We start from the raw sequence: 20,015 nt of genomic DNA, 5'->3' as shown, positions 1-20,015 counted from the left end.
TGATAGAATGTCTCCAGTAGTTTTTGTGAACCAATAAACCAGGTTTGTAATATTTTGAAATAAAAAACCTCATTTTCAATTTGTTCTAGCCAAATATCTACTACTCTAATCCTCTTGCCCCTAAATCGGATAGCATAGAATTTTTCAAATCCCACAATTTAAAAGAAAGGTCTACATAATATTTATGTGGAAATTCAAACCGTTTTACTTCATCCCAAAGCAATTCTACTTGTTCCATGCAATAGTTGCGGATTTCTTCTAAACTTGGCATCTGGTACACCAGTTTTCCCCGTTGGAAAATCGGCTGTAGCAATTCTTTTTTCTCAATATTGGTAAGGAATTTCTTTTTCCAGCTTGCGTTAGGGTCAAAGATAGTCATTCCATGTTCCACATTAATCTCTTCATCCCATAAAGCCACCAAATCCGCTACGTTTCTTCCAGTTTCTTTGCTGTAAAAACGGTAAAGCTTTTTCAAATGGGGTAAATTCACTTTTTCAATCGTTTCACTGAGCTTAATCCGTGGTTGCAATTTACCATTGTGTTCCACCGCACATAATTTGTATACCCCTCCAAATACTGGGGCACTTTTTGCCGTAATCAAATTTTCCCCTACGGCATAAATATCAACAGCAGCCCCCTGCTCCTGTAAATCACGGATAATATTTTCATCCAATGAGTTAGAAGCAATAATTTTCACATCCTGATAGCCCGCTTGATCCAATAACGCACGGGATTTTTTGGATAGATAAGCGATATCCCCACTGTCAATGCGGATGCCCTTTGGTATAATTCCTTTTGGTTTGAGGATTTCATCAAACACCCGGATAGCATTTGGAACACCGGATTTTAATACATTGTAAGTATCCACCAGGAAGATACAGTTGTCTGGATAAATATTGGCATAACATTTGAATGCTTCGTATTCCGAATCAAAAGTTTGAATCCAACTGTGTGCCATTGTCCCAGCCACTGGAATATCGTATTCGTTGGCGGAAATCACGCAGGAGGTGGAGCTACACCCGCCAATATAGGCGGCACGGCTTCCATAAATAGCCGCATCATATCCTTGTGCTCGACGCGCACCAAATTCCATTACCTCTTTGCCACGTGCCGCCCGGACAATTCGGTTTGCTTTGGTGGCAATTAGAGATTGATGGTTTACTGTGGTCAACAGCATTGTTTCAATAAATTGGGCCTGGATAATGGGTCCCTTTACGATAATAACCGGCTCATTTGGAAATACCGGAGTCCCCTCTGGCACGGACCAGACATCACAATCAAACGTAAAGTTTTCTAAATAATCTAAAAATTCCTCCGAGAACATCTTGCTTTTTCGCAAATATTCCAGATCATCTTCCGAAAATTTTAAATTATCCAAAAAGGTAATCAATTGCTCTAACCCTGCAAAAATTGCAAAGCCAGCATTATCCGGAACTTTCCGAAAAAACATATCAAAAACAGCCTCTTTATCCTGGAATCCACATTCCAGGTAGCCATTTGCCATGGTAATCTCGTAAAAATCGGTTAACATGGTTAAATTACGGGAAGTTGTCAAATTAATACTCATCACTTTCGCACCAAATCTGGTGCTAAACCTCCTTTTTCCGTTGTTTTAGCCTTATTATAATACCCCCTGCAACCAAAAAGATGTTGCCCGGGGGTATTCCATAAAAACAAAATACAAATTAATCTTTCTCTTCCCCACGGAGAACCACACGGCGAATTTTTCCGCTAATGGTTTTTGGCAGCTCATCCACAAACTCAATCACACGTGGGTATTTATATGGCGCAGTAGCATGTTTTACATAGTCCTGCAACTCTTTTGCCAATGCATCAGATGGCTTATAGCCGCTAGTCAAGACAATCGTAGCCTTGATTACCTGACCACGTACTTCATCAGGAACCCCAGTAATGCCACACTCCAAAACCGCAGGATGTTCCATCAACACACTTTCAATCTCAAAAGGCCCAATCCGGTAACCGCTGGATTTAATAATATCATCGGTACGGCCAACATACCAATAATAACCATCCTCGTCACGGTAGGCGGTATCACCAGTATGATATACACCACCTCGCCATGCCTGTTTATTCAGTTCTTCATCTTTGTAGTAACCGGCAAATAGCCCATATTGTGGACCATCTTCCCGTGGACGCACTACAATTTCACCAACTTCCATTGGCGCAACAGAATTACAATTTTCATCCACTAAATCCACGTGATACATTGGAGAAGGGATTCCCATGGAGCCTGGCTTATTGTTAAAGTTGAACAGGTTTGCCAAAATAACGGTAGTTTCTGTCTGTCCAAACGCTTCCATCAATTTGATTCCAGTAACTTCCAAGAATTTTTTATATACTTCCAGGTTCAATGCTTCTCCCGCAATGGTGGCATATTCCAAGGAAGACAGGTCATAGTTTCCCATTCCTTCCTTGATAAAGAAACGGAAAATAGTAGGAGGAGCGCAGAAAGTAGTTACTTTATATTTTTCAATCACAGCTAACAAATCAGTAGGAACAAATTTATCAAAATCATATACCATAATACCGGCTTCCATCAGCCATTGGCCGTAGATTTTTCCCCAAGCCGCTTTTGCCCAGCCTGTTTCAGAAACGGTTAAATGTAACCCTTCTGGATTTACATGCTGCCAATATTTTGCTGTAATAATATGTGCCAATGGATAGGAATAATTATGCACTACCATTTTTGGATACCCTGTGGTTCCAGAAGTAAAGTACAGCAACATCGGATCGTTTTTGCTTACTTCAATCCGTTCCAAAGCATCTGAAGCGGATTCTATTTCTTTGGTTAAATTGATAAAACCTTGTTTATCCTGACGTACAATAAACTGTTTTTGCAGGGTTGGACATTCCGCTTTTGCTTGATTAATAAAATCAGATACTTCCCCATCCGGTGTAGTAACAACCGCTTTAATATCAGCGGACTGTACTCGATAAACGATGTCCTTTGTTGTCAACAGATGGGTAGCAGGAATAGCAACAGCGCCAATTTTATGCAGCCCCAGCAATGTATACCAATACTCATAGTGGCGTTTTAAAATCAGTAATACAGTATCCCCTTTTTTGATACCATGGGATAAAAAAACATTGGCTGCTTTATCACTAAGGGTTTTCAGTTCACCAAAAGTGAACATTTTCTCTTCCCCTTCCACATTACACCACATCATGGCTCTGCGGTCAGGCTCCTGGCTGGCAATTCGGTCTACAACATCATAGGCAAAATTAAAATTGTCAGGACAATGGATTTGAAAATCCACAAGAACTCCGTTTTCGTCGAGTTTTTCTGTACAATACTCTTGATGAAGATTTAACATAAATCTGCCCCTTTATTTTTATATAGAAATTTTTTGCTGGGATACGCAAACCAACGGTTACCCGGCATCCGTTCTACAAAGTTACGATTATAAAAAGCAAAATGGATTCCGTCTTTTCCATTTAATATCGAAAAGATGTCAAAAATCATGGTAGTTCTATCCAGCTATATGGATTATTATATCACACAAACTGTAAAATATCAATTGGATTTTCCGCTAGGAAATCCGCTCCGGCATCCATCAGTTCCTGCCTACCTCGAAATCCCCATTCCGCCCCAATACATTGTAACCCTCCATTATGGGCTGTCATAACATCCACATCAGAATCTCCTATATAAATACATTCTTGTGGAGTTTTTTTCAAGGATTCCATCAGGAACCGGAGAGAAGCAGGATCAGGTTTTACTGGAAACTCCGCTCGTTTCCCTAATAATTTCGCAAATTGGATTTTCGGAAAACACCGTTCCATCAAGGTTTCTACAAACTGGTCATCTTTATTGGAAAGCACAGCACATTCAATCCCCAACTGAGTCAATTGCGTTAATGTTTCTGGCATTCCATGATAAGGTTTTGTCTTGTCCATACTATGTTGGCTATATCGCTCCAGCATTTCAGAGTAAAGCTGTTGGAACTGCCCTGTTTCGGGAGAAAGCCCTGTCACCCGTTCCATTAGTTTTACCATACCATTTCCCACAAAATAATAATATTGCTCTGTAGGGAATGTTTTCATTCCATGTTGTTCCAGTACATAATTAGTGCTATCCGCCAAATCCTCAATCGTATTGATTAGGGTACCATCTAAATCGAAAATACAAAGGGAAACCATACAATTACCTGCTTTCTTTATTTGTTACATTCCAATTATAACCTGTATCCTGTTTCAACGCAACTATTGTTTCATCTGCAAAACATCTTGTCTTTTTTTGTTATTTTTGGTAGAATTATAGCAAAAGCTTTCATGAATATCAGGAGGAAACGATGTTACGTCATAGATGCCCTTGGTGCGGAGAACGGATTCCGTCTACATTTTGGAGGTATACAATTACTTCCCCGTTTACAAAACTATTTGACCCTAACGTTTTGGATACTTGCCCCCACTGTAAAAAGAAATATAAAAACTATTGTAACTCTATCGCTATAGTATTCCTTTTCACTTTATTTTTATATGGGGAAATCTTTTATTCTATTATCAAAGCAGTAAAAGTATCCTCAGCTATTTATTGGATATTTTTTATTTTATTTCTCGTGACCGTTCTCATAGAAACCATCTTGTTAAACCGTATTCCCTATACCCGAAATTATAGGGAGAAAAAAGACAGTAAAAAATCAATTATTGTTACATCAATAATTGTTATTTTCATGCTTATCTTTTGCATTATCCCATTGATAAAAAATAATATGACTGCGTTTACATGGATCGCTCTTTTTATATGGTTGTCTTTGTTTTTGTTTGCCACAATCAAATACTTGGTGGAACAAAAGGAAAAGCCAAAAGTCGACCCATTGCCAATGCAAAAACGCACTGTCAACGCAACAATCAGCTGGGAAAGCCATAAAAATAAAGGGTTGCTTTATCCAAAATTTCAGGTTATGAATGGTGAAATTTTTCCTGTTTGTTTTATTGATGAAAATGGTGTCCCTATCAGTTTAATGCTTTGCGTTGTAATGGAGCATTTCCATTGGACGGATTCTCATCATTGTGTCTGTACCATCCAGCTCGTTTTAGATGATGCTCCAGAGGACAAATTGCTCCAAAAAGGAAATCGTTTTTACCTCTACCATAACTATGGGTTTGCGGCAACAGGAACGATATCATAATAGCCACACAAATGGGGATTTCGTTCATTTTTTGATAAGTAATTTGGCTATTAAAATAATGCTATAATTTTTCTTTCTAGAATATAAAATATACTTTTTATCAGCTATAAACTTATCCCCAAAATTGATCATGTAACTATAATAAAAAACTCTTATTCTTAACGATATCACACGAGGTGAATTTTGTGTGATATCGTTAAATTATTTTTTCATGTATTTTATCACTACTTTTTGTTGTGACCGATTGGATTGATATCATCTTATAATCTTTTGCATCATTTTCTAAAACAAAAAGGCCGCTGCAAAAAGCAGCGGCTCATAAATAATTCATTAAAATTCAAACGCATCATGCACAGCATTTAATGCTTTGTTGCTATCAGCGCGGTCAATCAAAACAGAGATTTTAATTTCACTAGTAGAAATCATATGGATATTTACGTTTGCTTCATACAGAGCTTCAAACATTTTTGCTGCAACCCCTGGATTGGACTGCATGCCAGCGCCAACAATTGAAACTTTGGAGAAGCTTCCAGCAGCATCAATATGATCCGCACCTAATTCTTCCAGGTTTTCTTCTAATGCTTCTTTCGCCAGATCAAGTTGTCCTGCTGGTACAGTAAAGCTGATATCCTTTGTGTTGTGGCGGCCGATGGATTGTAAAATAATATCTACATTAATTTTTTTCTTCGCCATCAAGGTAAATACTTTAAATGCTACACCTGGATCGTCTGGCAAACCAACTACAGCAATCCTTGCTACATCATCATCTTTTGCTACGCCTCTAACCAATAATTTTTCCACTTTAACTGCCTCCTTCACTTTTGTGCCAGGTTTTCTTTCCAAGCTGGACACAACTTCCATTTTTACACCATATTTCTTCGCCATTTCCACAGAACGGTTATGCAGCACTTGCGCTCCTAAAGAAGCTAACTCCAGCATCTCGTCAAAGGAAATTTCGTCTAATTTTTTCGCATTTTTTACAATACGTGGGTCCGCTGTATAAACACCATCAACATCGGTATAAATCTGGCACAAGTCTGCGTGTAAAACAGCCGCCAAAGCAACAGCGCTGGTATCGGAACCACCACGACCAAGAGTAGTAATATCATCAAATCTATTCAGTCCCTGGAACCCTGCAACGACTACAATCCTATGTTTATCTAGTTCTCTATGCAAACGGTGTGTGTCAATTTTTTTAATGCGGGCATTCCCATAGTTTGTTTGGGTCAAGAATCCTGCTTGTCTCCCAGTCAAAGAAACAACTGGGTAACCCAGCTTTTCAATTGCCATCGCCAACAAAGAGATTGAAATTTGTTCTCCAGTAGAGAGCAGCACATCCATTTCCCTTTTTGAAGGGTTGCTGTTAATTTCAGCTGCTTTTTCAATCAAGTCGTCGGTGGTGTCCCCTTGGGCAGAAACAACAACCACTACATCATTGCCTGCGTCGTATGTTTCGGTAACAATTCTTGCTACATTGAAAATACGTTCTGCGTCTCTCACAGAAGTACCGCCAAATTTTTGAACAATTAAGCCCATTTTACTATCCTCCATTTGTTTGAAAACAAAACGGCAACTACCGTTTTTTTCTAAATTGAATATTCTCCCATCAATCGCTGAACACCTGTGTTCCACAGTTGTCGATGGAGAGCTGCATGATACGGTAACCATACAATTTATATTGATCCAGGGTTTCCCGGATATTCATCGCAAAGAAATGATTATCCTCTGCGGTGATTGCCATAATAGTAGGACCCGCTCCACTGATATAGGAAGCATAAGATCCAAATTTGTAAGTTGCGTCCAAAATTTCCTTACCACATTTAATCATTGGAATTCGGTAAGGTTGTTGCAAACAGTCATCCGCTGCTACCCGTAAATTTTCATATTTTCCTTGCAATAAGGAAGCAGAAAAAAGCGCCGCACGGGAAAGATTAAATACTGCGTCCTTAAAATCTATTTTTTGGGGCAAGGCAGCTCTAGCTGTCTCGGTTTTCAATTCGAAATCCGGAATAATCGCATAAAAGAATAAGTCACGATGAACTTCCTGTTTCACCCATCTTACTTCTTTGCCATCATAAACAGAAGTCACAATTCCACCCAATAAAGCAGGGGTTGTGTTGTCTGGATGGCCCTCAATTTCAGCTGCTAAATCCACCAATTCATCTACTGAAAATGGTTTGCCCAACATATGGTTGGCCCCAACTAGACCAGCGATAATACAAGCAGAACTGCTTCCCAATCCACGGGTCATGGGAATATCGTTTTTTTGCCGGATACGCAATCCTTTTAATGGTTTCCCGCAGAGGTCATATACCTTTTTAGCGGAAACAAAAACCAAGTTATCTTCTCCAGATGGAACCTCTGTCTGATCCAAAGAAGTAATCAATGTAGTATCGCTTTCTTCCATATAAACATAGTTATAGAGGTTCACTGCCAAACCCAAGGAATCAAATCCAGCACCCAGGTTTGCGCTGGTAGCGGGAATTTTTATTTTAATCATGCTATTACCTCAACCACGTCAACTATACGTGGAAATTTTCTTATTTTGATAAAAGATAAAGTCTAAATATATAAGTCCGTAACCATTCAAAACAACCGGATTTCAAAAATCCCTCTATATTTTCAGAATTACGACATTATTTTTATTGTAAAATGCGCAGTTTGGAAACAGGCTGGATACCATTCTGTTCTAAATCTTGTTCCAAAGTATGGCTTTCTCTTGCCACCATAGGTTGTGTTACAAACGCAATTTCATCTTCTGTGCTGCCATCATAATCCAAAAATTCTACTTCTGGCAAACGTTGTTCCACATAAGCTTTCGCCGCAGATACATCGGCTGTTTTTACACGCATATAATAGGCGACAACATCGTCTAGATAATCTGCTACCATAGATTCTCCATTGTCAATCCAAGTTTGAGAAATACTTGTACCATGGGATTTTACCGCATCTACAACATCTGCAACCACTGCGCTTGCGGTTGGGGATTTGCCAGCGCCACGACCAACAAAGGTTACTTTATCCACCATGTTTCCCTTTACTGTAACAGCATTAAATACACCGTCCACGCTGGAAAGCATATTATCCTGTGGAACCAACATTGGACCAACCATGATAGTAACTTTTCCATTTTCTACAGGAGCCGCACGGCCAATGAGTTTAATCTCACCACCCCAACTACGGGCATATCGTACATCTGCCAATGTCAGCTTACTAATCCCTTCTTTATGTACATCCTTTGGATAGATATGGTTGCCATAAGCCAAAGCTGCCAAAATACAAATTTTACGGCAAGCGTCATCCCCTTCAATATCCGCTGTTGGGTCTTTCTCCGCGTAACCTTTTTGCTGCGCTAATGCCAACGCCTCTTCAAAAGGCATATTATCATCCAACATTTTGGAAAGGATAAAGTTTGTGGTTCCATTTAAAATACCAGTGATTTCTTCTATTTTATTTGCCGCCAAGCACTGGTGCAATGGACGGATGATTGGAATACCGCCACCAACACTGGCCTCAAAGAAATAGTTTACATTGTTTTGTTTGGCAATTTGGAGCAGTTCCGCACCTTTTTGTGCAACCAATTCTTTATTAGAGGTTACAACACTTTTGCCTTTTTCCAAACAAGCTTTTGTAAACTCATATGCTGGAGATACCCCACCCATCATTTCACATACGACCGAGATTTCCTCATCATTTACAATGTCCTGGAAGTCTTTTGTAAAAAGATTGCTATAGCTTAGTCCGGGAAAATCCCTTAAATCCAAAATTCGTTTTACTTCAATGGTCTCTCCACAACGTTTTTTTAACTGTTCTCCGTTAACCAATGTAATTTCCACTACACCAGACCCAACTACGCCGTGTCCCATTACTGCTATCTTTGCCATTGTAAATGCCCCCTAAATCTTTTTTACATCGATTACTCCTTGCAGGCTGGAGATTGCGCAGAGCAAATCGTTAATTTTTACATTGTCGTCATTTAGTATAACAGAAACAGTTACATTTGCCACTGTTTCATTTGGAATATTTTGGTTCACTGTTAATAAATTTGCATGGTTTTCGTACAACTTGGTTAATACAGAGGATAATACCCCAGGTTGGTCATTTAATGTTAATCCCAAGGTGAATATCTGTTTGCCAGTATTATCCTGATACATAAATACATGGTCTTTATACTTATAAAATACGCTGCGGGAAATTCCCGCCAGTTTACATGCCTCGCTGGAGGTTTTTGCCTGGCCACCCTTTAATAAATATTTTGCCTCCATCACTTTATGGAATACCTCAGGAAGCACTTTGGGGTCCACCAGATAAAACTGTGTATCTGCATCCATATCCGTTCACCACCAGTAAACAATTGTCTCTCACAAGAAAACAGTATAACGCTTTTTCCACAAATATGCAACCCTATTTTTGTTGCATCCAACAGTTTCATCTATATGCAATAATTTATTTCATAAACTATTGTTTTTTTGTAAAAATAAACGATTAATTTTATCATAAAAAACGAAATACGTTGTTTTTTGTTGTATATCGTTATATAAAACAAATGGATAAATCAATAAAATACTATCGATTTAGCATCTCTGAAAAATAATTTTGTACAACATTCATGGTGGATTTCAGACAGGGAGTACGATATTTATGAGGATGGTACACCATAAAATAATGGCGTTCCAGTTGCGTTTCTGCCAAATATAGTTTTTTTAAACTATGAATTTGAAGTTTTGAATCGACAAGTTTTTCGGGCAAAATGGCAATCCCTAAACCAGATTCTGCACAGGCAATTAAACTTTGAAAACTTGTACTTTCCATAACTGGTACAATTTCAATCCCTTGCTCCTGAAACACATTGTCCACACATTTCCTTGCCCCACTGGTTTTTTCCCGCAGCAATAGTTTCTCTTGTTTTAGCTGTTCCAAGGAAATACAATCATGAACAGGATAGTCAGGATGGCAGACAGCAATCATTTGTTCTTTGGCCAATGGAATAGTAAGCATACCTGTATTGGTCCGGATTTGATCCATAACAGCAAAATCAATTTCATTCTGGCACAGGCTCTCTTCTAATTGAGAGGAGTTTCCCACCATAACTTGAAGTTCCAACTGTGGGATTCCTTTTTTTATTTGTTGCAGTAAAGAAGGAAGGCAAGCCTCAGCTAATGTAACGTTTATCCCAAGCCGGTATCTTTCCCCCTGTTTTAAGTCCCGTATTACCTGAACGGATTCCTCCACCTGAGAAAGCACCGTATCCGTATATTGTAACAGTTTCCGTCCTGGTTCCGTCAAATAAATTTTACGGTTCATCCGTTCAAAAAGTTGAACTTGATAAAACTGTTCCAACTCTTTAATCGCTAGGCTCACTGCCGGTTGTGCTATATTAAGCTGTTCTGCTCCGCGGGTAATACTTCCTGTTTTGCATACTGCCTGAAAAATACGAAAATGCCGTAATGTCATTACAATCACCAATTCATAATAAAATTATTATAATTACTATAATAACATAATAATTGATTTATGAAAATACTGGCACTATACTAAAAATAGTAGATAATTTTAGATTTAGCATATCAGTAAAGCGATCACAAAACAACATATGGTGTTACCGTATTTTTGAAAGATAAAAGCTTTATTGGGAGAATTTTTTGTAAAATTAAATTATCCCTTTCGGAAAAGAGATTCGGAGAGGTAACAATCGTAAATTTAATTTTCACCACAGATGCTAAATAACTAATGGAGGGAACATATGGCACGGGACACAAAAAAATTACTTCGTCTTTTTACAACATTTTTAAAAATTGGGGCATTCACCTTTGGGGGTGGATATGCTATGATTCCCTTAATCCAAAAAGAAGTAGTTGAAAAACAAAAATGGCTTACAGATGCGGATATCCTGGATATTGTAGCAATCGCAGAATCCACCCCAGGGCCAATTGCCATCAATTCCGCTACTTTTGTGGGATATCAAACATCCGGAGTAATAGGGGCATTTCTTGCCACTGTTGGGGTTATCCTGCCTTCTTTTTTGGTAATTCTCCTCGTTTCATTTCTATTGCGGCAATTTGGAACAATAAAACCACTTCAATATGCCTTCCAAGGAATTCGAGCTGGCGTCCTCGCCTTAATTGCCAATGCACTATTTTCAATGTATCGCCAGGCGCCAAAGCATTTATTTTCTTATCTGATTATGTTAACTGCTTTTATTCTGGTAGCATTTGCACAGGTCAATGTAATCTTTGTTATTCTGGGATGTGGTATAGCAGGGATTCTGTTTTGCTTGTTCTCCAAAAGGAGGATAAAATGATATATTGGGAATTGTTTTTTACATTTTTTAAAATCGGTGCATTTACGTTTGGAGGCGGATATGCTATGCTTCCTTTCATTCAGGCAGAGGTACAGCAAAAAGGCTGGATGGCATTGCAGGATTTGGTTAATTTTATTGCGGTAAGTGAAAGCACTCCTGGACCATTCGCTGTAAATATTGCTACCTATGTGGGTACGGAAACGGGAGGTTTTTTGGGAGCATGTTTTGCCACAATTGGGGTTGTCCTACCCTCTTTTGTAATCATTTTAATCATTGCCAGATGCTTAAAAAAATTCCAAAACAGCAGCTTGGTAAAAGGCTGTTTGTCTGGATTAAAACCAGCTGTAGTTGGATTAATTGCCGCATCCCTCCTATCGATTGGGCAGACTGTATTTTTTCCGGATGGATTTTACTGGACCGTATTCCTCTCCCCTGCTTTTCTCTGCTCCTTGGTAATTTTTACGCTAATGCTTTTTCTCCAATGGAAAAAATTTCATCCTATTTGGATTATCCTTCTATCCGCTGGTTTAGGGCTTGTTGCTGGTTACCTTGGTTTGTTAGAGCCAACAATTGCAACCTAATTACCCTTTTCGCTAAAAATATCTGTTAATTATCCTAAAATACATTCAATACTATTGATTATTTTAATGGTTATTGTATAATTGTTATGGAAGGCTGAATTTGGAAATAAGGAGGTATTTGTGACGGAAACTACAGCCTTTTAACTCAGTTGAAAAGGAGGAAAACCAAGAGATGAAGAGGTTCAAATCTGTTTCCAAACGGATTGCTGCAACGTTGGTGACGATGGCAATGACAGCGACTATGCTTCCTGTCATCCCTACTTCCGCACAGGAGAATGATTCTGTACTTGACACCACCGCTCAATACTATTTGGTAAACAAAGCAACAGGGCAAACTTTGGAACGCACATTGGACACCAGTTACGCCCCACCAAGGGAAGATATCTATATACTTGTGACCAATGAAAAATCTGATTCCAACAACAACCAAAAATGGATGATTGCTCCCAATGGAGGCAAAGGCTATCGCATTAGTTGTATAGAGGGCAACAACGTAGGTATCCACAAAACTGGGGAGACTTTTGAGGATATTCCAGGAGCCAATAATGTAGTTGGTGTGGAAAATAATTCTGCCCCAATGCAGACCTGGGAAATGGAACGTACAGAAGATGGCTATTACACTTTCTGTAACACCTACAATCAGGATGCTTCTACTTATGATAAACCACAGTATCTTTCTTCCACTTCAAAAGAATATTTAGGGACAGAAGGAAGCTACTATATTGCGGCAACCGCTGAAAACAACTCGGACAACACCCTTTGGAAACTGGAAAAAGTGGAGGGAACAGGATACCCCGACTTAGAACCGCTGGAACCATTTGAACCAGTTGAAAATAAGGTAGATGATGTGCAAACTATGCTGGACGAAGGTTCTGTCAAACTAGAAGGGGTAACCGACAAAGCGGCACTGTTAACACAGAACGAAGAACTTAAAAAACTGGACTGGAAACGCCTAGTTGACCCATTCCGCTATAAACAGGACACCAACCCTGAAACATGGCAAAACTGGCGTGGTGAGTTCTGGGGCAAATATGTACGTGGCGCTTGCTTCACCTACGCCTATACCCAGGACGAAGAATTATACAAAATGATTGAGGATACTGTTCGTGACCTGCTCACTACTCAGGAACCAAGTGGAAGGATTAGCTCCAATGCCACTGATAACGAGTTGGGTACCCGTGATATCTGGAATCGTAAATACGTAATGCTGGGACTGGAATCCTTCCTAGAAATCAGCAAAGAGGAAGAGCTAAGCAACCAGGTAATGGAAGCCCTATGCCGCCATGCGGACCAGATGCTGACCATCCTTGGACCAAAGTCAGAGGGGAAAACACCAGTTGTAGAAACAGGAGACTGGAATGGACTATCCTCTGCATCCATTCTGGAACCAATGGTGAATCTGTACCGTATGACCGGATACCAAAGATATCTGGACTTTTGTACTGAGATTGTAGACGTTGGTTTTACAAGGGTGGGTATTAATCTGATTGATCTGGCAATCGAAGGTGAAAAACTGCCAAGTGAATATATGACCAACCAAACCAAAGCGTATGAGCTCACTTCTTGCTTTGAAGGGCTGGTGGAATATTACCGTGTTACCGGTATTGAAAAATACCGCACTGCCTGCTTAAACTATTACCGATTGGTAAGTGAAAATGAACTTACCGTAGCTGGTTCTGGTGGAGGCTCCGGCTCTGGCAGCGATTATCCCTATCCAAATCCAGGTGGAGAAGAACAATGGAACCATATGGCAGTGAACCAGACAGACTCCAGTATCCAGCATATGCAGGAAACCTGTATTACCGTTACTTGGATGAAATACTGCTTCCAAGTATTACGGTTGGCTGGAGATGCTAAAATTGCGGATGATATCGAACTTTCCGCTTATAATGCTCTAATCGGTTCTATGAAGCTGTATGGTGCGGAAACAGCTGATTATCCATTCTTATTTGATTATTTCAGCCGTCTAAACGGCACTCGTTTAAACGCGGGCGGTGGCGCAATTTTTTCAGTAGCGGATGGACAACCAATTGGAAGCTGCTGTTCTGCAAATGGTGATTCTGGAACTGGTTTACTACCATATATGCAGCTTCTTACCACCGAATCAGGAGTGGTATTTAATCTTTACAATCCAGGTTCCCTTCAGGCAGTAACACCATCCGGAAAAGCCGTAGAGTTTGCGGTTGACACTGTTTATCCAAAAGAAGGAACTATTAAAATTACAGTTACCCCAGAACAAGCAGAACAATTTGCTGTTTCTCTGCGTATTCCAACATGGAGTAACGAAACTACTTTAACTGTAAACGGTGAAACAATAACGGCAACACCTGGAGAGTACGCTATAATCAACCGTGAATGGACTGCTGGAGATACCATTGAACTCACCCTTGATATGCGTACCCGTATTATCAATGATTTAAAGGGTGTTGGTAAAGTTGCGTTACAACGTGGCCCTATTACATTGGCAAGAGATGTTCGGTTTGGGGAAAATATTGACATGCCAGTCTCTATTGCCACAGATAAAGACGGTTTTGCAATAGTTACTCCAGTTGACACTGAAGTACCATGTAATATGGCATTCTCCGTTGCTACAACAGATGGTGGTTCCTTTACTGTCATGGATTACGCCTCTGCTGGACAAACCTGGGATAACAATTCCCGTTATGCGACATGGCTGCAAACGGCGATGGATACTGGCATTACAGAAGGCGTAGAATATGGTTTGGAAAGCAAAAACAGTGGTTTGATGATGTCTGTTACCCTGAGCAACAATAATGTGGAACGGGGTACAGAATTAACCGACCCTATTCCAGATAACCAGATTTGGAAATTCCAAAAATCTGGCGAGTATTACCAGATTGTGAACCCAGCTACCGGAAAAGTATTAGCATATGATACATCAGCTTCTTCTAGCAATGGTGCCAATGTTCTTGTACAGGACAATACCGGTGCTGACAATCAATTATGGAATGTATTTAGTACCCAACAAGGTTACATTACCATTGCTAGCAAAGTGAATCATTGTTTGGTCTCTGAAGCTGGTGATAGCAATAATATTCATTTATGGGAAGATGTTGCAAATCCAATGCAATCCTGGAAATTGATTTCCACAGAAACACCAACAGTGGACAAATCCGCATTGGAAAACCTGTACAATAGCCTGAAAGATACGGATTTAAGCCAGTATAAAGATGGCAGCGCAAAAGATACTTTTAAAGCGGAACTGGAAAAAGCAGCTACATTATTGGGAAGTGATACCGCTACCCAAGATGAAATCAACAACGCTGTAACCAGCTTGCAGGCAGCATTTGACGCATTGGAGAAAAAACCAGTGGATAAGCATATCCTGCAATATGTTATAGAACAGGCAATTGCGAAGAAGGACACAGATGAATACAAAAATGTGATTCCAGCAGTAAAAGAAAGCTATAACAAGGCACTGGAAGAAGCACAAGCAGTGTATAATGATCCAAACGCAAGTCAGGAAGAAGTAAACCAGGCATATGCGGAAATGATCGAACAAATCCAAAACCTGAACAAACAAGCAGGGGATAAAACAGAACTGCAAGCGTTATACGATCAGGTAAAAGATACGGATCTGGATCAATACCTAGATGGGGAAACAAAAGAGAACTTCAAGACAGCACTGGAAGCAGCAAAAGAGGTCTTGGATGACGAAAACGCATTGGTAAAAGATGTGGAAACAGCGTATAACAACCTGAAAGCGTCCTATGAAGCACTGGAGAAAAAACCAATAGGAGAAGTGGACAAAACCATCCTGGAAAAGGTAATTGCAGAAGCAAACCGTCTGAAAGAAACAGATGAATACAACAATGCGATTCCATCAGTGCAACAAAGCTTTGACAAAGCATTGGAAGAAGCACAGAATGTATATGATAACCCATCCGCAACCCAGGAAGAAGTAAACACTGCATGGCAAACCTTGCTGAAAGAAATCCATAAGCTAGGATTCCAAAAAGGTGACAAGACAGCCTTACAGGAACTGTATAACCAGGTAAAAGACACCGACCTGAGCCAATACCGTGATGGAGCAGCGAAAGAAAACTTCAAAACAGCATTGGCAAATGCTGAAACGGTATTGGCAGATGAAGAAGCAATGCAGAAGGAAATTGACAAAGCATACAATGACCTGAAAGCAGCCTACGAAGCATTGGAAAAACTGGCAGACAAGAGCCAGTTAAAAGCACTGTTAGACGAATGTGCAGGATACCAAAAAGAAGAATACACCCCAGCAACATGGGAAGTATTTGCAGGGATTCAAGAAAAAGCACAAGAAGTCTATGAGAATGCCAATGCGACACAGGAAGAAATAAACGCAGCGATCGATGAACTGTTAAGCGGAATGTTGCAACTGCGATTCAAAGCGGACAAATCAATTTTGGAAACTGTAATAAAGGTAGCAGGAGAAATTGATGGAAGCAGCTACACAGCAGAAAGCTATGGAATACTGCAAGCAGCAGTAGCAGAAGCAAACGAAGTGATGGCGGATGAAAACGCAAGCCAAGAGGAAGTAGATGCAGCAGCAACAAGAGTACAAGAAGCAATGAAAGGGTTGGTAACAGTAGAAACACCAGCCGAAAATAATCATGCAGACGGTACACAAACAGGACAAGAATCTACCACACCAAAAGCAAACGCAGCAAAAACAGGAGATTTTGCTCCAATTGCAGGCTTAGCAGTGATCACTTTAGCTGGTGCAGCATTATTGCTTACTCGTAAGAAAAAATAACATCTTACACAATTGAATAAGGCAAAAAGGCATCGTTTAAAACGATGCCTTTTTATGTAGTAATGCAATCGAGCAAATTTGTTCCATAATGCTTTATCTTGGGTTAAAAACAACACGATTAATAGAACAGATATCATGATATTTTGTGGATGTTATAATTCCTTTTTTATTGACCTCTGATGTAATGCAACATACAAAGAAGAATGTTTTTTATGATTTTTCATATATTAAAATTAGAAGCCAAAACAATTTACTAAAACACCAATAAAGGGGGGTTATAAATGAAAAAAACAACAAAAATTTATTTATTCTCGATTGTTTTCACCTTATTAGTAGGTGGAATTTCTGGTTTACTGATACGGGATGGAATCAATGCTTATGATGCTAACATCATCAAACCTCCACTGACACCTCCTAATCTAGTATTTCCAATTGTTTGGTCCATTCTTTATCTTCTTATGGGAATTGGCATTGCCCGTATTTTAACGATAGATGGGCCACAGCGTTTAAAAACCAGAACATTATTGGTTTATATTGCGCAATTATTTTTTAATTTCTGCTGGAGTTTGATTTTCTTCAACGCACAAGCTTTTTTATTTGCGTTTATCTGGCTGGTAATACTATGGATTCTGATTCTTATAATGATTTTGCTTTTTGCCAAACAGAGTAAATGGGCTGCATGGCTACAACTCCCCTACCTCATCTGGGTCAGCTTTGCTGGCTATTTAAATTTAGGGGTATGGATACTCAATTAAAGATCTTTTTTCATATCATTAAAAACCTTTTCACCAAACATGCTTTTTGTTGTTGTGAAAAGGTTTTTCTTATGGCCTTTTACTTCTTTTTCATTTTTCATGATTCATTGTTTCTAAGATCAATTTTACCGCAGATTGCAGCCCATGTTCTTCCCTTATTTTTTCGGATAGTTCTTGGGCTGTTTGCAGCCGTTCCTGATAATGGTTTTCCATATCATGGATACTACAAATTACGTCTTGCTCCCTAATATGCTTTCCGTCCAAAGGTTTACATGCTACCCCAAGATTAAAAAGGATGTTGGCAAACCCAATCTGGTCGAGGACATGTGGCACAGGTATGGATGGAACGCCATAGATTAACGTAGCTGCCGCCGTTCCAAAACCACAATGATGTACAACCATTTTACACTTTTGGAATAAATAACTATGAGGAATAGAACCCACTGCAATCATTGTGTCTGGCAGCTTATATTCTTTTAATGTTTTTTGAAATCCTTGAATCATTGCCCTCTCACCACATTTTTCAAAAGCTTTGACAAAAGCGTCTAATTTTGCAGTTTCTGCTTTATCTTCAAACGACATTGCACCAAGGGCTAAAAGAATTGGCTTTTCTCCAGATTTCAGGAATTCTCGCAGTTTTTCATCTGGTTCATATCCTTTTGCTTCCTGATACCAAAAGCCAGTGAGGATATGTTGCGGTTCCCAGTAAGGATTGCGCTGTTTTACATAAGTACTAATGGGGATTAAATCCAGTTGTTTAGACATTATTTTACCAATGTCCTTGGCAGGTTTTAAACCATATTGTTTTCTGATTTTATTATAGGGTTTCGCAATTTGCTTTGCGATAAAACCGCCAAATACTCTATCCATGAATGTTTTCGGCTTTCGTGCCTGTGGTATCATCTCTGTTTGGAGAGTAACATTTACGATTGGAATATTTAAAACTTCCGCTTCGGTAGCTCCCATCTGGGAATGGGAAACAATGATAAGGTCTTTTCCAATAGATGCTTGATAGACTTCTCTTGAAGATTGTTCCACAATTTTGAATACAAACCGCATGGTTTTTAACATACTGAGGGCAGGGTTCTTATTTTTCCCTCGGATAATTGCTGCTTCTTTTTCAATATCTATATCTGGACCAATCGGTATAAATTTGACACCGGAAGATTCTATCAAGTTTTTCCAGCATGGGTGGGAGCCTAGTAAAACTTCACATCCATGTTGAACCAGTTCCTGTGCAAGGTATATGTATGGCTGTACATCTCCTCTTGTACCCATCGTAAACATCGCTATTTTTTTCATAAAGCTTCCTCCTACAGGAATGGTTGTTCTACTAAATTAAGTTGGTGATATCAAATATCCCAGCTAATCTCTTTAAACGCAACAGATGAAACTATTGTTCAAATTGTAACCCATCCCACAATTTTTTCCTGGAATATTATTGCAATGGAATATTATTTTTTTGCTGTTGTTCTTTTCGAAAATGCGCTGGCGTGACACCATACCGTTCTTTAAATAATTTATAAAATGGCGCAGGATTCAAATATCCTACTTTTACCGCAATTTCCTCTACAGACAAGCTGCTATTTGATAAAAGTTCCTGTGCTTCATTCAATTTGTTCGTAATAATAATTTCATTAAAGGTCTTTCCTGTCGCCTTTTTAATCAAGCGGGAAAGGTATTTTTCAGAATAATGGAACTGCTCCGCAACTTCTGGCAATGTGGCTGTGTGATAATGTTGATTCAGATAGGATAAAATAGAAAATATTTTTTTCTGATGTTCCTGAGAAGATTGCTGTAACTCCATTTTCGTAAAATAGCTCCGGGCTATTTTTCGAAAAGCGATTGCCAAATAAAATTTGATCATGGTTTCATGTCCAATTTGGTCGTTAAAAAATTCCTCTACAACTCCCTTTATTGGAATAGCAATATCGTTTTCCGGATCATAAGGGCAGTACATAAAATCATTTAATTGATTGATTTGATAAAGGTAATCCATAAAAAAGTCGGAAAACAGTTTATTGTCAGATAAAAGTTGCAAAAAAGACTGGTCGAACGCCTCTTTGGTAATTTGGATGTTAAATACCACATCATCAATGCTATTTACACAAAGATGGTGCCCAATATTAGGGTTGAGCAAAAGGGCATCCCCTTTGTTTAACACCAGTTTGGAGTTAGCAAAATAGTTTGTTGCTGTCCCCTGATATACATAAACCAACTCAAAACAATGATGCCGATGAAAATATATGTAATCCTTTTGATGGGGATAATATGGATGGGGAAATACCTTAATTTCTTTTTCTTTCCATTGGTTATTTGGGGCAACTTCATGCTTTTTAATATAATCTACTGCTTTTTTCTGCCTCTCATCAAAGTGTTCCATTGCCTCTTTGGAAGAAAACAGCTTTTGAAAGCTAGCTACCATTTGTTCGATTGTTTTCATTGTATCTACTCCTAAGGTTACCAAAAGAGAGA

Annotated in this window: 15 protein-coding genes; 5 read left to right on the top strand and 10 right to left on the bottom strand. The window is 39.2% G+C overall.

Translation table 11 applies throughout. The features are described from left to right. Positions 1-100: 100 nt before the first annotated feature. From BQ2683_RS09045 to BQ2683_RS09035, 3 genes are all read right to left on the bottom strand, one after another. The gene (locus tag BQ2683_RS09045) at positions 101-1,567 is read right to left on the bottom strand and encodes a nicotinate phosphoribosyltransferase (RefSeq protein WP_069988696.1); all 1,467 of its coding nucleotides are present in this window, start codon (positions 1,565-1,567) and stop codon (positions 101-103) included. Between the two features lie 118 nt (positions 1,568-1,685). After that, positions 1,686-3,335 (bottom strand): AMP-binding protein, encoded by a 1,650-nt coding sequence (locus BQ2683_RS09040; protein ID WP_069988695.1) that lies wholly within the window; start codon positions 3,333-3,335, stop codon positions 1,686-1,688. A gap of 181 nt (positions 3,336-3,516) precedes the next feature. After that, a complete protein-coding gene (locus tag BQ2683_RS09035; RefSeq protein ID WP_069988694.1) occupies positions 3,517-4,161 on the bottom strand; it encodes an HAD family hydrolase in 645 nt (214 codons plus the stop codon). Positions 4,162-4,313: 152 nt separating this feature from the next. Here BQ2683_RS09035 and BQ2683_RS13415 point away from each other — a divergent pair, with 152 nt between their 5' ends. Continuing rightward, the gene (locus BQ2683_RS13415; protein WP_069988693.1) at positions 4,314-5,153 is read left to right on the top strand and encodes a hypothetical protein; all 840 of its coding nucleotides are present in this window, start codon (positions 4,314-4,316) and stop codon (positions 5,151-5,153) included. 330 nt (positions 5,154-5,483) lie between these two features. Here the strand turns inward: BQ2683_RS13415 and BQ2683_RS09025 are convergent, their stop codons facing one another. The 5 genes from BQ2683_RS09025 to BQ2683_RS09005 all read right to left on the bottom strand — a co-directional run bounded on the left by BQ2683_RS09025 (position 5,484) and on the right by BQ2683_RS09005 (position 10,607). Next, positions 5,484-6,689: an aspartate kinase gene (locus tag BQ2683_RS09025; protein WP_069988692.1), complete on the bottom strand. Its 1,206-nt coding sequence runs from the start codon at positions 6,687-6,689 to the stop codon at positions 5,484-5,486. 70 nt (positions 6,690-6,759) lie between these two features. Then, positions 6,760-7,653: a homoserine kinase gene (gene thrB / locus BQ2683_RS09020; protein ID WP_069988691.1), complete on the bottom strand. Its 894-nt coding sequence runs from the start codon at positions 7,651-7,653 to the stop codon at positions 6,760-6,762. 142 nt (positions 7,654-7,795) lie between these two features. Then, positions 7,796-9,037: a homoserine dehydrogenase gene (locus BQ2683_RS09015; protein WP_069988690.1), complete on the bottom strand. Its 1,242-nt coding sequence runs from the start codon at positions 9,035-9,037 to the stop codon at positions 7,796-7,798. 12 nt (positions 9,038-9,049) lie between these two features. Continuing rightward, entirely contained in the window at positions 9,050-9,484 is a 435-nt protein-coding gene (locus BQ2683_RS09010) for an ACT domain-containing protein (protein ID WP_069988689.1), read from the bottom strand. A 235-nt stretch (positions 9,485-9,719) separates the two neighbouring features. Then, positions 9,720-10,607: a LysR family transcriptional regulator gene (locus BQ2683_RS09005; protein ID WP_069988688.1), complete on the bottom strand. Its 888-nt coding sequence runs from the start codon at positions 10,605-10,607 to the stop codon at positions 9,720-9,722. Positions 10,608-10,896: 289 nt separating this feature from the next. On the opposite strand from BQ2683_RS09005, the gene BQ2683_RS09000 reads away from it, so the two are divergent. The 4 genes from BQ2683_RS09000 to BQ2683_RS08985 all read left to right on the top strand — a co-directional run bounded on the left by BQ2683_RS09000 (position 10,897) and on the right by BQ2683_RS08985 (position 17,540). Beyond that, positions 10,897-11,454 carry a chromate transporter gene (locus BQ2683_RS09000; RefSeq protein ID WP_069988687.1) on the top strand — a complete coding sequence of 186 codons (558 nt, stop codon included), beginning with the start codon at positions 10,897-10,899 and terminating at the stop codon, positions 11,452-11,454. After that, a complete protein-coding gene (locus BQ2683_RS08995) occupies positions 11,451-12,035 on the top strand; it encodes a chromate transporter (protein WP_069988685.1) in 585 nt (194 codons plus the stop codon). Before BQ2683_RS09000 ends, BQ2683_RS08995 begins: the two co-directional genes overlap by 4 nt. A 172-nt stretch (positions 12,036-12,207) precedes the next feature. Beyond that, a complete protein-coding gene (locus BQ2683_RS08990; protein WP_069988683.1) occupies positions 12,208-16,785 on the top strand; it encodes a beta-L-arabinofuranosidase domain-containing protein in 4,578 nt (1,525 codons plus the stop codon). Between the two features lie 281 nt (positions 16,786-17,066). Beyond that, a complete protein-coding gene (locus BQ2683_RS08985) occupies positions 17,067-17,540 on the top strand; it encodes a TspO/MBR family protein (protein WP_069988680.1) in 474 nt (157 codons plus the stop codon). 90 nt (positions 17,541-17,630) lie between these two features. Here BQ2683_RS08985 and BQ2683_RS08980 read toward each other — a convergent pair whose 3' ends face one another. After that, positions 17,631-18,842, bottom strand: coding sequence for a glycosyltransferase (locus tag BQ2683_RS08980; protein ID WP_069988679.1), 1,212 nt, complete (start codon positions 18,840-18,842; stop codon positions 17,631-17,633). 136 nt (positions 18,843-18,978) lie between these two features. Beyond that, on the bottom strand, positions 18,979-19,983 hold the full coding sequence (locus tag BQ2683_RS08975; protein ID WP_069988677.1) for an AraC family transcriptional regulator: 1,005 nt from the start codon (positions 19,981-19,983) through the stop codon (positions 18,979-18,981). Positions 19,984-20,015 lie beyond the last annotated feature (32 nt).

This window comes from Massilioclostridium coli (assembly GCF_900095865.1).
GTDB classification, from domain to species: Bacteria; Bacillota; Clostridia; order Oscillospirales; family Ruminococcaceae; genus Massilioclostridium; species Massilioclostridium facile.
This window is presented reverse-complemented; position numbering and strand designations above follow the sequence as displayed.